This window comes from Pantoea sp. BRR-3P (genome assembly GCF_039621635.1).
GTDB classification, from domain to species: Bacteria; Pseudomonadota; Gammaproteobacteria; order Enterobacterales; family Enterobacteriaceae; genus Pantoea; species Pantoea floridensis.
Genome location: NZ_CP155066.1, coordinates 3117020 through 3131419, shown reverse-complemented (window position 1 = coordinate 3131419; position 14400 = coordinate 3117020). Strand labels below are relative to the sequence as shown.

Here is a 14400-nt window from a genome sequence, read left to right as displayed (position 1 = left end):
TTTGTTGTACCCGTGAAAGGTTTTGTAAAACACGGGACTTTTTACCGGGTGGCGATGAACGTTTTATGACAGTTTTTCGGATTTCTTGTTAATTGCGAACTTTTGGTCTAGCGCATTGTCAGCGGATTTTTGTGCTTTTCCCCTTGCTGCTGTTGGCTTCCTTGCTCACTCCTGATAAAACGTCCCTTCGCAGATTTTTTTCTTATATGGCAGGAAAAACATGAGTGGCAGTCAGACCCTTGTGGTCAAGTTGGGTACTAGCGTCCTCACCGGCGGTTCGCGTCGGCTGAATCGGGCGCACATGGTGGAGCTGGTTCGTCAGTGTGCACAACTGCACGCGGCGGGCCATCGCATTGTTATCGTTACCTCCGGCGCGATTGCCGCTGGACGCGAACACCTTGGTTACCCCGAACTGCCGCCTACCATCGCCTCAAAGCAGCTGCTGGCTGCGGTGGGGCAGAGCCGTTTGATCCAGCTGTGGGAACAGCTGTTTTCGATTTACGGTATCCACATTGGGCAGATGCTGCTGACGCGCGCCGATATGGAAGATCGCGAACGCTTCCTCTACGCGCGCGATATGCTGCGTGCGCTGCTCGATAACCACATCGTGCCGGTAATCAACGAGAACGATGCGGTAGCCACCGCCGAGATTAAAGTCGGCGACAACGACAATCTGTCGGCGCTGGCGGCGATGCTGGGCGGCGCCGACAAACTGCTGCTGCTCACCGATCAGCAAGGGCTATTCACCGCCGATCCGCGTACTAATCCTGAAGCGTCGCTTATCAGCGACGTGCACCAGATCGACGACGCGCTACGCACGCTGGCGGGCGGCAGCGTTTCCGGCCTCGGTACCGGCGGCATGGCCACCAAGCTGCAGGCGGCGGACGTGGCTTGTCGCGCCGGCATTGATGTGATCATCGCCGCTGGCAGTCGTCCAGACGTGATCAGCGACGTGCTGTATGGCAAACCGGTGGGCACGCGCTTCCACGCGCAGCAATCGCCGCTGGAAAACCGCAAGCGCTGGATCTTTGGCGCGCCGCCTGCCGGAGAGATCACCATTGATGATGGGGCACTGGCGGCGATGCTGGAGCGCGGCAGCTCGCTGCTGCCGAAAGGGATTCGTGAGGTGCAGGGCAACTTCTCACGTGGTGAAGTGATCCGCATTCGCAGCCTGCAAGGACGGGATATCGCTCACGGCGTGACGCGCTACAACAGCGATGCCATGCGCATGATCGCCGGTCATCACAGCCAGGAAATTGGCGAGATTCTCGGTTACGAATATGGCCCGGTAGCGGTGCACCGCGACGACATGATCGTCAGTTAAGGAGTGGATGATGTTAGATGAAATGGGTAAAGCGGCGCGTGCAGCGTCGTACAAGCTGGCGGAACTCACCACCGAACAAAAAAATCAGGTGCTGCTCACTATCGCCGATCGCCTTGAAGCCGACAGCGCCGAGATTCTGGCTGCGAACCAGCAGGATCTGGCCGATGCGCGGCAAAACGGCATGAGTGAAGCGCTGCTCGATCGTTTGACGCTTAATCCGCAGCGCCTGAAAGGGATCGCGGATGATGTCCGCCAGGTCTGCCGCCTGGCCGATCCGGTGGGGCAGCTGATGGATGGCGGCCAGCTGGATAGCGGTCTGCGCATTGAACGTCGTCGCGTACCGCTCGGCGTTATTGGCGTGATCTATGAAGCGCGTCCGAACGTCACCGTCGATGTCGCCTCCCTTTGCCTGAAAACCGGCAATGCCGCGATTCTGCGCGGCGGTAAAGAGACGTATCGCACCAATGCGGCCACGGTGCGGGTGATTCAAAATGCCCTGACGCAGCACGGTTTACCAGCGGGTGCGGTACAGGCGATTGAAAATCCCGATCGCGAGTTGGTTAATCAGCTGCTGAAGCTCGATCGCTACGTCGATATGCTGATCCCACGCGGCGGCGCAGGTTTACACAAGTTGTGTCGTGAAAATTCGACCATCCCGGTCATCACCGGCGGCATCGGCGTTTGCCATCTCTATCTGGATGAAACCATGGAGACCGAGGCGGCGCTGGAGGTGATCGTCAATGCGAAGAAACAGCGGCCAAGCGCCTGCAATTCGCTGGAAACGCTGCTGATTCATCGCGATCGGGCGGAGCGCTTTATCCCGGCATTCCTGCAGCGCATGGCGCAGGAGAAGATCGTGCTGCACGGCGATAAAAACGTGCTGGCGCTGCTGCAAAACGGCCCCGCTGACGTGGTGGCCGTGCAAGCGGAAAACTACGACGACGAATGGTTGTCGAACGATCTGAACGTCAAACTGGTGGCCGATATGGATGCCGCCATCGCGCACATTCGCGAGCACGGTACGCAGCACTCCGACGGCATCCTGACGCGCAGCCTTAGCAACGCCAATCGCTTCGTCAACCAGGTTGATTCCTCTGCGGTCTACGTTAATGCCAGCACCCGTTTCACCGACGGCGGCCAGTTTGGCCTGGGTGCCGAAGTGGCAGTCAGCACGCAGAAGCTGCACGCGCGCGGTCCCATGGGTCTGGAAGCGCTAACCACCTACAAATGGATTGGTTGGGGCGACGATACGCTACGTCGCTAATGTTCGCTCCTGCATGACAATGGGCACCGAAAACGGTGCCCATTTTTTTCGCTTTCGATCCAGTTATTTCCAGAGGTTTTTGATTTATTTCTGTCATCTATGGCGGGGTCACGGCTTTTCACCCATTTTTTCCTTTAGATACTGGTCTTACTGCTACAGAACAATCCTGAAAACCCCTGTCAGAACAAGCGATATGGCATTGTTCACTGGTTTCGGCATAACCGAAGGGGATAATGATCATGCAGCCTCATTGATAAAAGCGGTTGGGTAGTAAACTGACGGTAATATAAAATGAACTGGTAGCAAAAATGAAAATAACATTCAGTCTTTTACTGAAGGCAGATTATTAACTGATGGTTAAAAAAGAAAGTACCAGACAAGGGTTTACTGCCAGGCTGATTGCCGCGTGTGAAAGCGCGGGAATTGTCGGACATGGACGGAACAAACAGGTTGCGCTTGCTCTGCAGGAGAGGGGATGCAAGATCTCAACGCCGGGGGTTTGGAAATGGTTTAACGGACAATCGATTCCTGACGATAACAATCTACTGGCGCTCAGCCAGCTGTTAGACGTGCGCGTTGAGTGGCTGCAATTTGGTATGGAAAAACCGGCTGCCTTACTCACGCATCACAGTCTCACCCCTTCGCAGCATTTATTTCGCGTCGAGAGTCTGGATATTGGACAACATGGCGTCCGCAGCAGCAGCACGCGTGATGAACTGGTCGAAACCATTCAAGCCATTGAATACGGTCTGGAAGAAGCGCGCGTGTTGTTTAATGGCCGTCCGGCCGAAAACATTCGCCTCATTGCGCTCAACAGCGATTCGATGGCGGGCACTTTTGCGCCACGCGATCAGCTGTTTGTCGATATCAGCGTGCATCGCTTTGATGGCGATGGCATTTATTTATTCACGCTTGACGATCAACTCTATCTCAAACGCCTGCAGTTACAGCACAAAAAGGTGGCGGTGATCTCCGATAACAAGCGTTATGAAACCTGGTATTTAACCCTCGACGAAGCCAAAACATTGCAAGTGGTGGCGCGGGTCATCATGAGCCAGGCGCGCGATTACCAAATCCTGGGCTGATCGCATCACCTCAGCCACGGGCAAAAAAATATTGTGGCTGAAATCAAAAATTTAACTGATGGTAAATAAAAAATTAACCATTGGTGTTTGCCAATGTATTAGATCCTGTTAATAATTTGAGCATAGAAGGACGACACACCTGCTCCCGGATGAGCCCGCTCTTAAACAATTGAGGCGCTGCACAAGCGCGATGCATACCACCCAAAGTTAGTGAACTTTGGGATGGGGTGGATACGCACTTTGCAGCGTTGTCAGTTGCCCTCTGTTTTTCACTCTCCTCTACTTCACCCTGGCCGTTAATACTGCCGGGCGAGTTGACGTCGAGTATTTTTCAGAGGAACAGCGGACGCTTCGGTTTAAGCCGAGTTGCCGTGCCTGCCACCCCATCGCCAAAGACTCATTCACAGGAGGAGTTATGGCGATTATCCAGTACGGAAAATCAGTATTTTCAGGAAATACACGCACGCGCCGCCATCGGCGGCGTCAATCCATCAGCCGCCTTAAGCGCAGCATCGACAGCGCTCTCGGCATCGAACCCGATAACATCACCTTGCGTACCGCTGAACGCATCTGTCAGCGCCAGACGCACTCACGCGTAGATTGCGCCGTTCTGGCGCCGACGCGCGTTCAGCAGGAACAAGCCAGCTTTGATAACTGCTGTTTACCCCATGTGTATTTGTACGCCGTGCGCTAATCCTTTCATCACTTTTCCCCAGTTTTAAACGGGACGTTTCTTTGTTGCTCACTGTTTAAGCATCCTTGAGCGTTTCGCTTATCAAATGACGCGCTCAAGCCGGTGAAGGATCAGCGTGATTTATGTTTGTTTGCCGTTTTGCGCAGCCCATTTCAGGCCGTTGCGCCCGTCAAAGAGGAACGACTATGAGCCAGATTATTGCCATCCTGAATTTCGAAGAGGGTTACCGCGAAGCGCCTTACCTTGACACCCTGGGGTTTCCCACCGTCGCGGGGGGAATTCGTATTGGCCCGAAAGGTGCCTCGCTCAGCAATTACATCTTTCAGGTGCCACGGCCCGTGGGCGACGTGTGGAAGCAGTGCATTGTCGAGGGCAAGGTGCAGCAGATGAATCAGCGTGCGCTGGTGCAACAGGCGCTCGCCAAATGCAACGAAGCGCGCTGCGATGTATTGATCAGCATGGGCTATCAACTCGGTATTGATGGGCTGGCGATGTTTCGCGGCATGCTGACGTCCATCACCCAAGGTGACTTTGACGCTGCTGCCAACGCCATGCTCGATAGCCTGTGGGCGCGCCAGACCTCAGGACGCGCGCGGCGGCATGCGGAAGTGATGCGTAGCGGCACCTACGACATCTATCGGGGGTTGCTATGAACCTGAAACTACTGATTTTTATCATTGCTGTGCTGCTGGTGATCATTGTGGTGCTGATCATGCAGCGCTTCACCACGCTGGAGTTCGTGAAGCATGCGCGCCTGCTGTTTAAAACCTGGTCGGTGTGGCTGGCGTCGCTGGGTTCAATGCTGAGCGCATGGGTGCAATCTTTCCCCTCCGCGGCGCTTGATGCGTGGAACAACATGCCGCCAGACGTGAAAGAGATTCTGCCGCATAACTACCTTGGGCTGATTGGCGCCTTCATGGTGGCGATGGGCGTGATTGCTCAGTTCATTCGTCAGAAGAGCCTTAACCAACAGAAAACGGCGCTGGAGGAAAAAGCATGACGTTTCTAATGACATTGCTCGGCGGCAGCTGGCACTGGCTGGCCGCGCTGGCGGGCGTGATTGCCGCGCTAGCTGCCAGCTACTTCGGCGGCAAGAAGATCGGCAAGGTGCAGCAACAATCTCAATCCGCAGTGGAAAGCGCCGACAAAGCGGCGGCACAGGCGGTGGCGGTTAATCAGCAGCAGCAACAGCTGCGCGAGGAGGCCAAACGTGTGGAAGCCAGCAATCTTAATCTTGATGACGCTGCTGCTCGCGACAAGCTGCAGCAATCGAAATACCACCAACCCTGAAGCCCCCGTCGTCATCGACTCTGCCTGTACGCTTTTTTCCCCGATTTATACCCACGGCAATGACGCCGAGCGCATGGACGTTCGCACCGTGCGCGCCATTAACAACCACAACGACCTTTGGGATCGGCACTGCGGCCAACCGGCCCCCTAACGCTGCTCTCACGTATTTGCATTACCTACCTGAAAAGCCGAGGAGGCTATGATGATCGAAGTTAACTCTTATGCAGAACTGCGCACCACTGTACCGACCAAAAACGGCGATCTGGCATTCTTACGTCGCTACAACGCCGACTCCACCTTCCACGGCGGCGGTGACTTTACCGGCTTTATCGGCAGCACCACGGCCGCCGATGATGGCGGTACGCTGGCGGTGGGGAACGGGTTTTACTGGAAACGTGTGATTAACGATCCTTCCGATATCAACGTGTATCACTTTGGTGCCAAAGGTGATGGTTACGCCAACGATACCGATGCGTTCAATCGGATGCTGGCGTGGACGCAAAATTATTCAGGAAATATTGCTGCCTTACCGGTGCGTTTCCCTGGCGGTCGGTTCTTGATTAACCCCATTGACATTAGCGGCACCGAGCGCGCCTATTTTGGTTTACAAGGCGATGACGTGGAGCTGGGCTCTTTACCGCGTACGACCATCATCTCTGACAAAAGCCCCAACACGGTATTTAAGGTGAAGGCGCGCCGCACGTCGATCCGAGGCATTGCGTGGAACGGTCAGGCATCAGCGGACGTCACTACCAACAAAAGCACCATCACCGCCGATATGTGCAGCAACGTGCAGCCGTTCTTCGAGAATACCTGTATCGAAGGCACCACCGTCAATATCTACTGTTTCCGCGCGCAGAATAACGGCGGTACGGTGATCAAGCTGCTGGATACGCTGGACAGTAAATTTGACCAGATTTACACCCTGTATACCTACGGGCGCGTGTTTGATGTTGGCTGGTCGAACTCGCCGAAGGGCGCCTGGGATCACTCCACGGCAATTGAGATCTGTAACTGTAACTTCCAGACCGGTTATGCGGATGCCACGCTCTACATGCCGCGCGTGACGCAGGGGATTTTGCGTAACGTGTGGATCGAGCACACGCGCAACCCGGGCGATCTCTCCGACGGCGGCTGGACCATTGATACGCTGAATATTGAGGACTGCGGTAATCCGTTCAACCTCAACAACGCGCGCGTCACTATCCGCCAGCTCAACCTGCAATCGGGCGCTAAAGTGAGTACCGATGCCGCCGCCGGACGCTGGTTATCCACCTTTGAATATGGCTACCGCCGTGATGAAAGCTACGGCAGCTTCCTCACCGGATCGCTGCGTGCCGGCTATTTCAGCGGCTACAAAATCACTAACAATACCGACACCGATAACTGGTATCGCCTGGGGCAGCTGTTCTTCCCCAACGCCAACCAGCAGTGGGTGATGGAGTTTATTGGTAAGGCGGATGCCACCCAGCCAACCGGTACCGCGGGGTCGCCGGTGAATGTGGCGGCGACCGGGAAAACCTGGATCAACCTGCAGCGATTGGAAACGGTCTGGGCCGATGTCTATCACATGGGACAGCCAGCGGTGCTGGATATCCGCTACAGCCGCGTGGGCACCACCTATGCGGCGGTGTGGGTAAAGCTGCGCGCCAACAGCGGTGACACCATGATGAACCTGAAATGCACCGGTCCAACGCGTTTCGATAGCGGTTCCTGCTCGCTGTTCCAGCAGGACTTCTCGGTAGTGACCGATACCACCAAGCTGGGCGGCTTTAAACCGGCGGCGCGCTTCGGTCTGCATAACGGATTGGCGGGTATTGGCGCCAATGAGAAAGGGGTGCTGACCGTGGCGACGGCGGCCGGTACACCAACCAATGCCACCGCTCCGACGGGCTTTGTGCTGGTCAATATCAACGGTGTCGATCGTAAGCTTCCCTATTACGATTGAGGTCCAGCACCTGTTTGGCGAGGCCTCTGGCCTCGCCTTTTTTTGTTTGTGGGGGGAAGAATCCAGGCCATAAAAAAAGCACCGCTGTTTCCAGCGATGCTCTGATTAAGACAGGCCGATTGCGCGATTAAAAACTGACGTTGACGCCCAGAGAGGCGCTAGATTCACTAAAGCCTTTACCACCAACCTGTTGTGCCACGCCGCCCCAGACACCCACGCGGTCGAGCACTTTTGCCTCCATGCCGAGCTTCACTTCACCGATATTGCGCGCGCCGGCCTGCTCGATCTTCACGCCGTCTAGCTGGCTACCGTAGCGCTGCGTGTTGTGCTGCCAGTTCACTTCTGCATAGGGCTCAACGATAGCGCTCTTCATCGCAGCACGCACGCCAGCGCGGGTTTGCACATTATTATTGCCGGTGGCGCTGACGTGCGTCCCGTTTTGTTCGGTGTAATCACCCGGTTTCACACCCATCCATACTGCCTGTGCTTTTGGCTGCAGGCGATATTGCTGCTGCTCACCGAACGCAAAGGTATAGCCACCTTCCAGTGATGCGCTGAGGCCGTGCGACTTATAGCTCTCCTGACCGATACCGTCACCTTTCACGCTGTTGTTGAATGTGCTGTAAGCCAGCCAGCTGTCGGCATAGGCACCGGTTTTTGACACGCTGTCCTGCTGCCAGTTTGCGTAAACACCACCGCTGTAACCATTAATCTGGCCCCTGGCGGTGTAGCCGGTGATGGTAGATTTGGTATGGCTTTTCGCATTACCGTAGCCGGCCATCACGCCAAGGCTGAAACGTTCACTGCGGTTTAGACTCCACTGCGCCACGTCACCGCCCAGCTGTGTCATAGCGATATTGGTGGTGCTCTTCAGCTGGCCGGTGCTGTCGTCAAAGCGATTGTGCGACGCTTTATTGCGCAGCCACAGCGTAGTTTTTTCCACTTTGCCGGTCATCGGATCTCGATATTCGGTGATACCGGACCGATCTGCGGCACTCAGCGTAAACAGATTGTTAGCCGCTGCCAGATTGGCGATATAGCTGCCAACTTCAGGACGTGCGCGCGGTGCATGCTCAGGCGGTGTGATTCCTGGATCAACAGGTATTGTGGGATCAATCGGCGTGGTGGGATCAACCGGCGACCAGCTCGTCAGCTGCCATTTGCCGTTATCGCCTTGCACCATATCGTAATCCCACGCGCCGCCAACAATGCGGCCATCCTGTTCAAATTTGCCCGCTGCGTTGCCGTCAACCTTGATAAGCTCAATGCCTTGCAGCGTGGCATCACCTTTGCCGCCAGCATTATGCACCTGAACTTTGGTGGTGCCGCTGCTGTCGCCAGTGATATGCAGGCGGTCCGTGGCGGAGTTGTCATCGCCCAGCGCCAGGTTCATTACCAGCCTAGCGTTGTCAGCGTGGTAATTGCCGTTAACGGTCAGGTTTTTAAAGCTTCCGTCGCTGTGATCAAAACTGATGATGCTGTCTTTTGCTGTCAGGTTGTCAACCGTGGAGTCGCCGGTAATATTCCAGCTACTGTTGTCGCCCAGCGTCAGGTTTTGCAGGTCATGAGCCGCGCCGCGCCAGGTCGAACCGGCGTTCAAAGAGAGAGTGCTGTCTAACGTTTTGCTGCGTTCAATATTGATATCGCCCTGCAGCAGAGAATGATTGCTGGCGTTCAGCGTGATGCCTAAGACATCGGCACCCGCATCTTCGCCGGATGCCAGCTTACCCGCTTCCAGCAATGTACTGCCGGACAAAACGCTATTATCCAGGTTGATAGTGGTTAACGCGGCATTGTAGGCAAGCACGGCGGGTCCATTTTCAACCATCAATGACGTATTATTTAAATTTATTTCGCTTTCAGATTTGCGGGTTCTGATGCCAATTGCATTATCGCCACGTATATTCAGGGATGAATTATCAATATTAAACTGAAGATATTTGTTGGCTGAGTCAATGCTGGAGGTGGAAATTGCAATGGTTTCCCAACCTGGGTTGTTATTATTATTCATGTCCACCAGCACAGAATTAGCGGTGAGGGATGCACCGCTCTCCTGCTGTAAAGCCACGCCACCACTCGAACTGGTTATTTTTGAATTTGAAATTACTAATTTTCCCCGATGGGTCGCTAAGGCCCCGCTGCCGCCTTGGACGATTTCAATATCAACATTATCGGCATCGATGATACCCGAGTAGCGTGAAGTAAGAGCACCGGAGTTGGCACCTACTGATATTAACTTACTATTGCTAATCGTTGCGGAAGTACCCGTGCCTGAAATATAAACTGCACCTCCGCCATATTGGCTGCCAGAAATCGTACTATTGTCAATTTTAATTGAGGTGCCACTTCCAGTTCCGTAAATGCCGGATGACTTCGCATTAATATTTACATTGCTGACGTCAACAGTTGACGAATTTGCGTAGAGACCATAACCCGTTGAAGCAACTTGAACATCCTTAATAAATAGTTGTGCGTTATCGAGTGCAGCAATACCGTAACTTGCCGCACCATGGGTTGTTACGCGCGTATCGCTGATAGTCAGTGTGGAACCTTGGCCACTGGCATAAATGGCGTAGGCTTTATCACCGGTCGTTTCAACATTGACATGATTCAATATTCCGCTGGCACCTTTTTTAAAGGAAACGGCTTCTGCGCCATTGTTCGTACTTAATATATCGGTATGTTCAATATTGAATATCGCGTTGCTTCCCGTGGCATAGATACCTGAAGAGCCTGAAGTAATATGCATATTCTTGAGCGTTACAGCCGAGTTTTCACTGTAAACCCCCCAGCGTGCGGAGTTTACCGTTACGCCATCGGCATGAAGAATACCGCTACCTTTAGTATAAATACCGTAACTTCCCGCACCGGTGGCGGTAATCGAACCGCCAGTGATATCCAGCTGTGAACCGCCGCCCACCCAGCCACCATATGATTTTTCACCGCTGGTGATGTAGTCAACGTTAGTGCTGGAGACTTTTCCGCTGGTCTCAGCTGCAACGGCATAGGCACCATTTCCCGCCACGTTAACCGTGCTGTCTGCGATGTCCACGAGTGCACCTTTACCTAAACCATGTACGCCAAATCCAGCGGCGTTCACATTCAGATTTTTAGCTTTAATCGTTGCTGCGTTCGCGTACACCCCTTTACCCGAACTATTGATAGTGATATCGCTGGCCGTCAGGTTACCGCTTTTACCCGCAACTAACCCATGCCCGGCTGCGCCTGTGGTGGTAACACTTCCTCCGGATACATTAATATTTGAGCCTGCGCCAGTAACATAAACGGCGTAAGCACCACTACCGGAAGTATTAAAATTCACATTGTTACTATTAGCAGTGGCGTTTTTTTCAACGAATAAACCATGGGCATCAGCGCCAGTGGTATTGACATCTTTATCTTTAATATTGAGGATGTTTCCCTGGCCGGATGCGTATTCTCCGTAGGCGGGAGCGGCGAATGCGGGTTGAATAAAGAGCCCTACTGCTGCTGCCGTAATTAAGGCACCCAGTGCTCCGCGGCGAATAACCTGAATGACAGATGTTGAGGAGGATGATTTAACTTTTCCGCGCGCAAGTTCTGAGGTTACAACATAATTACCCTGGCTATGATTCCAGATGACGCGATAATTTTTGTTCATTTTTTATTCCCGCAAGCAAATTACGCGCGAAAAATAATTTCGTGCGCTGAATGGGTTGGTTGGTGGTTGAGATTAATATGGGTAAGTCGATGCTTTGCGGGAGGGATGATATTTGAATTACACAGAAAATATAATTGAGACTGGTCTTGAATTATTCCGTTAACGATAGTTATTACTTATGGGTGAAAAGGGCGCTTAATTTTATTGTTTGTGTTGTCGTGATGGTTTGGCTAATTTTTTATCGGGATGGAGAATCAGGAAGTATTGAGAGCCAACCCAGCAGGGAGCGGCAAAAACCGCTCCCAAACATCTCACCCTTTCGGGAAAATCCATACATGGTTTTCCGGCAATGCCAGATGGCAGTGCTGCGGATCGCGCACCTCGGTGCCGTAGGCGCGAATCACAAAATCGTCGCCGACGGTGCGGAACAGATATTCCCAGCGGTCGCCGAGATACATGCTGGTGAGCAGCGGCAGTTCCAGCTGGTTTTCGCCAGGGCCATCAACCAACCTCACGCGCTCCACGCGAATCACCGCCGTGGCGTCCTGCCCCTGTTGCACACCTTCACCCGCTAGCCCCCATAACGCCCAGCCTTTCCCCTCGATCCGCGCTTTGCCGTCGCGCAGCTCGGTGATTTTGCCGTGCAGCCGGTTATTGCTACCCATAAACTCGGCGGTAAACAGGGTTTTCGGCGAGCCGTACATCTCCTGCGGCGTACCCTGTTGCTCGATCTTGCCGTTATTCAGCAACAAAATACGGTCGGAAATCGCCATCGCCTCATTTTGATCGTGCGTCACCATCAACGCCGACAAGCCCAGCTTGATGATCAGCTCGCGCAGGAACACGCGCGCCTCTTCACGCAATTTGGCATCCAGGTTTGAAAGTGGCTCATCCAGCAGGATCACCGGCGGGTTGTAAACCAGCGCGCGACCAATCGCCACGCGCTGCTGCTGCCCACCGGAAAGCTGATGCGGATGGCGTTTACCCAAATGGCCAAGGCCAAGCTGTGAGAGAACATCATTCACCCGCTGGGTGATTTCAGCAGAGGCCACTTTGCGCAGTTTCAAAGGGTAGGCGACGTTCTCAAACACCGTTTTGTGTGGCCACAGCGCGTAAGACTGGAACACTAATCCCAGATTACGTTCCTCCGCGGGGATCTCGCTGCGCGGCGTGCCGGCGTAAACCTGGTTTTTGCCGATGATAATCGTGCCCTGAGTCGGCTTCTCCAGCCCGGCGACCGCGCGCAGCAGCGTGGTTTTACCGCTGCCGGAGGGCCCCAGCAGGGACACCACTTCACCACGCTGCAGGTTCATTGAAACGCCTTTCAGCACCGGGTTGTCGCCGTAGGTTAAGTGCAGGTTCTCGACCGATAATTCAATCATGTAATTTCACTCCAAAGCGTAAAGCGATACCCAAGCCGACGACCACCAGCAGGATATTAATAAAGGAGAGTGCGGCGACGATATCAATCGCGCCTGCCGCCCACAGAGAAACCAGCATTGAGCCGATGGTTTCTGTACCCGGCGAAAGCAGATAAACGCCCGTTGAGTATTCGCGTTCGAATATCAGGAACATCAGCAGCCAGGAGCCAATCAGGCCGTAGCGGGATAATGGAATGGTCACGTGACGCGTAATCTGTCCGCGCGTGGCGCCGGTGCTGCGTGCCGCCTCTTCCAGTTCCGGACCCACCTGGAGCAGCGTGGAAGAGATCAAACGCAGGCCGTAAGCCATCCACACCACGGTGTAGGCCAGCCAGACGCTGAAGATGGTGCTGCGCAGCGATCGCAGCCAGACCACCAGGTTATCGCGCAGCCACTGCGACCAGGCAAAATCGGAAAGCCAGCCTGATTTCAGCGCGTTGTCCAGCCACATTGGCAGGAACAGGAATACCCAGAGAAACGCCAGGCCCGCCAGCAATCCCGGCACCGCGCGCGGCACCAGCACGCTGTAGTCAAGGAAGCGCGTGGTGTTGTCCGGTTTGCGGTGCATAGCGATGCCGATAAACAGATAACAGCCTACCGCCACGGCACCGCCAATGACGCCGATCGCCATGGAGTTGACGATGGCGCGCAGCAGATTGGGCTGCGCCCAGATGGTCTGGAACGTTTTGATCGACAGCTCATCCCACAGCGAGACGCCAACGCCCCAGTTGGAGATAAAGGCGCGCAGCACCACGCCGAGCAGCGGAACACCAATGGTCACGGTCAGCCAGAAGGCGACCACCGCACCGGCCACCCAGCGCCATTTGCCCAGCGGCAGGGCGCGCGCCTGCGAGGCTTTCCCTTTGACGGTGACAAAGCGGTTGGCGGTGCGCATCAGGCGGCGTTGCAGCATCACCAGCGGCACCGTGATACAAATCAGCACCACGGCCACTGCGGCCATCAGGTGGTAGGACGGTGTGCCGAGTTTATTAGTGAGCTGGTAGAGATAGGTTGCCAGCACCATGTTGCCTTCAGGATCGCCCAGCACCAGCATCAGGCCGAACACTTCCAGCCCGAGGAAAAACAGCAGCACAATGGCATACAGGATTGACGGACGTACCATCGGCAGGCTCACGGCCGTCATCACCTGCAACGGCGAGGCACCGGCGATACGTGCGGCTTCTTCCACATCCGACCCCACGCTGCGCAGGGCTGATGAGATGTAAAGATAGGCGTGGGGCACGTGGGTTAAACCGGCAATCACCACGATGCTCGACATGTCGTAGATATTCCACGGCACAAATCCCAGCAGCGACTGCGCCCACAGCGAGAAGAATCCCACCGGCCCGGCCGCCACCACATAACCAAAGCCCAGCACCATCGGCGAGACAAAAATCGGTACGAGGATCAGTGGCTCAATAATGCGTCTGCCGGGGAGATCGGTGCGCACCATTAAGAACGCCAAAATGCCGCCCAGCGGGATGGCGATGATCACCAGGCCGAAGGCCAGAATAAATCCGCTTCGCAATGCCTTGTAGAAATCGGGATCGGTAAAAATAAATTCGAATGCTTCCAGGCTCCACGCTTTCGACGGAGAGAAGAACGGGGCGGAGAGAAAACTTTGTATCACGATGAACGACAGCGGTACGTAGATAACCAGCGCGGTTATCAGCACCACGACGCCGCGCGGCAAGCTTTGCCACTTTCTGCGCAATGTACTCATAATGAGACCCT

General features: G+C 54.7%; 11 protein-coding genes. 8 read left to right on the top strand and 3 right to left on the bottom strand.

Going from position 1 to position 14400, the window contains the following annotated elements; translation table 11 throughout:
- Positions 1-220: 220 nt before the first annotated feature.
- The 8 genes from proB to AAGR08_RS14570 all read left to right on the top strand — a co-directional run bounded on the left by proB (position 221) and on the right by AAGR08_RS14570 (position 7605).
- Positions 221-1324, top strand: coding sequence for a glutamate 5-kinase (gene proB / locus AAGR08_RS14605; protein WP_097094810.1), 1104 nt, complete (start codon positions 221-223; stop codon positions 1322-1324).
- A gap of 10 nt (positions 1325-1334) precedes the next feature.
- Positions 1335-2588 carry a glutamate-5-semialdehyde dehydrogenase gene (gene proA, locus AAGR08_RS14600; RefSeq protein WP_345827209.1) on the top strand — a complete coding sequence of 418 codons (1254 nt, stop codon included), beginning with the start codon at positions 1335-1337 and terminating at the stop codon, positions 2586-2588.
- Between the two features lie 353 nt (positions 2589-2941).
- Entirely contained in the window at positions 2942-3673 is a 732-nt protein-coding gene (locus tag AAGR08_RS14595) for a S24 family peptidase (protein ID WP_345827208.1), read from the top strand.
- 415 nt (positions 3674-4088) lie between these two features.
- The gene (locus AAGR08_RS14590; RefSeq protein ID WP_097094807.1) at positions 4089-4367 is read left to right on the top strand and encodes a hypothetical protein; all 279 of its coding nucleotides are present in this window, start codon (positions 4089-4091) and stop codon (positions 4365-4367) included.
- A 185-nt stretch (positions 4368-4552) separates the two neighbouring features.
- Positions 4553-5020, top strand: coding sequence for a hypothetical protein (locus AAGR08_RS14585; RefSeq protein ID WP_097094806.1), 468 nt, complete (start codon positions 4553-4555; stop codon positions 5018-5020).
- Positions 5021-5022: 2 nt separating this feature from the next.
- On the top strand, positions 5023-5367 hold the full coding sequence (locus tag AAGR08_RS14580; RefSeq protein ID WP_176519195.1) for a hypothetical protein: 345 nt from the start codon (positions 5023-5025) through the stop codon (positions 5365-5367).
- Positions 5364-5657: a hypothetical protein gene (locus tag AAGR08_RS14575; protein WP_097094804.1), complete on the top strand. Its 294-nt coding sequence runs from the start codon at positions 5364-5366 to the stop codon at positions 5655-5657. The genes AAGR08_RS14580 and AAGR08_RS14575 overlap by 4 nt, the downstream gene beginning before the upstream one ends.
- Positions 5658-5859: 202 nt before the next feature.
- Entirely contained in the window at positions 5860-7605 is a 1746-nt protein-coding gene (locus tag AAGR08_RS14570) for an amylovoran biosynthesis protein AmsF (RefSeq protein WP_345829925.1), read from the top strand.
- 127 nt (positions 7606-7732) lie between these two features.
- On the opposite strand, the gene AAGR08_RS14565 is transcribed toward AAGR08_RS14570, so the two are convergent.
- The 3 genes from AAGR08_RS14565 to AAGR08_RS14555 form a co-directional block, all read right to left on the bottom strand.
- Positions 7733-11245: an autotransporter outer membrane beta-barrel domain-containing protein gene (locus tag AAGR08_RS14565; protein ID WP_345827207.1), complete on the bottom strand. Its 3513-nt coding sequence runs from the start codon at positions 11243-11245 to the stop codon at positions 7733-7735.
- 311 nt (positions 11246-11556) lie between these two features.
- Positions 11557-12627 carry an ABC transporter ATP-binding protein gene (locus AAGR08_RS14560; protein WP_097094802.1) on the bottom strand — a complete coding sequence of 357 codons (1071 nt, stop codon included), beginning with the start codon at positions 12625-12627 and terminating at the stop codon, positions 11557-11559.
- A complete protein-coding gene (locus AAGR08_RS14555) occupies positions 12620-14389 on the bottom strand; it encodes an iron ABC transporter permease (RefSeq protein WP_097094801.1) in 1770 nt (589 codons plus the stop codon). The genes AAGR08_RS14560 and AAGR08_RS14555 overlap by 8 nt, the downstream gene beginning before the upstream one ends.
- Positions 14390-14400: the final 11 nt, after the last annotated feature.

What these genes read in the sequence shown, in the direction of transcription:
- proB (WP_097094810.1), top strand. Translation starts at nt 221, where the DNA reads ATGAGTGGCAGTCAGACCCTTGTGGTCAAGTTGGGTACTAGCGTCCTC.
- proA (WP_345827209.1), top strand. Translation starts at nt 1,335, where the DNA reads ATGTTAGATGAAATGGGTAAAGCGGCGCGTGCAGCGTCGTACAAGCTG.
- AAGR08_RS14595 (WP_345827208.1), top strand. Translation starts at nt 2,942, where the DNA reads ATGGTTAAAAAAGAAAGTACCAGACAAGGGTTTACTGCCAGGCTGATT.
- AAGR08_RS14590 (WP_097094807.1), top strand. Translation starts at nt 4,089, where the DNA reads ATGGCGATTATCCAGTACGGAAAATCAGTATTTTCAGGAAATACACGC.
- AAGR08_RS14585 (WP_097094806.1), top strand. Translation starts at nt 4,553, where the DNA reads ATGAGCCAGATTATTGCCATCCTGAATTTCGAAGAGGGTTACCGCGAA.
- AAGR08_RS14575 (WP_097094804.1), top strand. Translation starts at nt 5,364, where the DNA reads ATGACGTTTCTAATGACATTGCTCGGCGGCAGCTGGCACTGGCTGGCC.
- AAGR08_RS14570 (WP_345829925.1), top strand. Translation starts at nt 5,860, where the DNA reads ATGATCGAAGTTAACTCTTATGCAGAACTGCGCACCACTGTACCGACC.
- AAGR08_RS14565 (WP_345827207.1), bottom strand. Translation starts at nt 11,245, where the DNA reads ATGAACAAAAATTATCGCGTCATCTGGAATCATAGCCAGGGTAATTAT.
- AAGR08_RS14560 (WP_097094802.1), bottom strand. Translation starts at nt 12,627, where the DNA reads ATGATTGAATTATCGGTCGAGAACCTGCACTTAACCTACGGCGACAAC.
- AAGR08_RS14555 (WP_097094801.1), bottom strand. Translation starts at nt 14,389, where the DNA reads ATGAGTACATTGCGCAGAAAGTGGCAAAGCTTGCCGCGCGGCGTCGTG.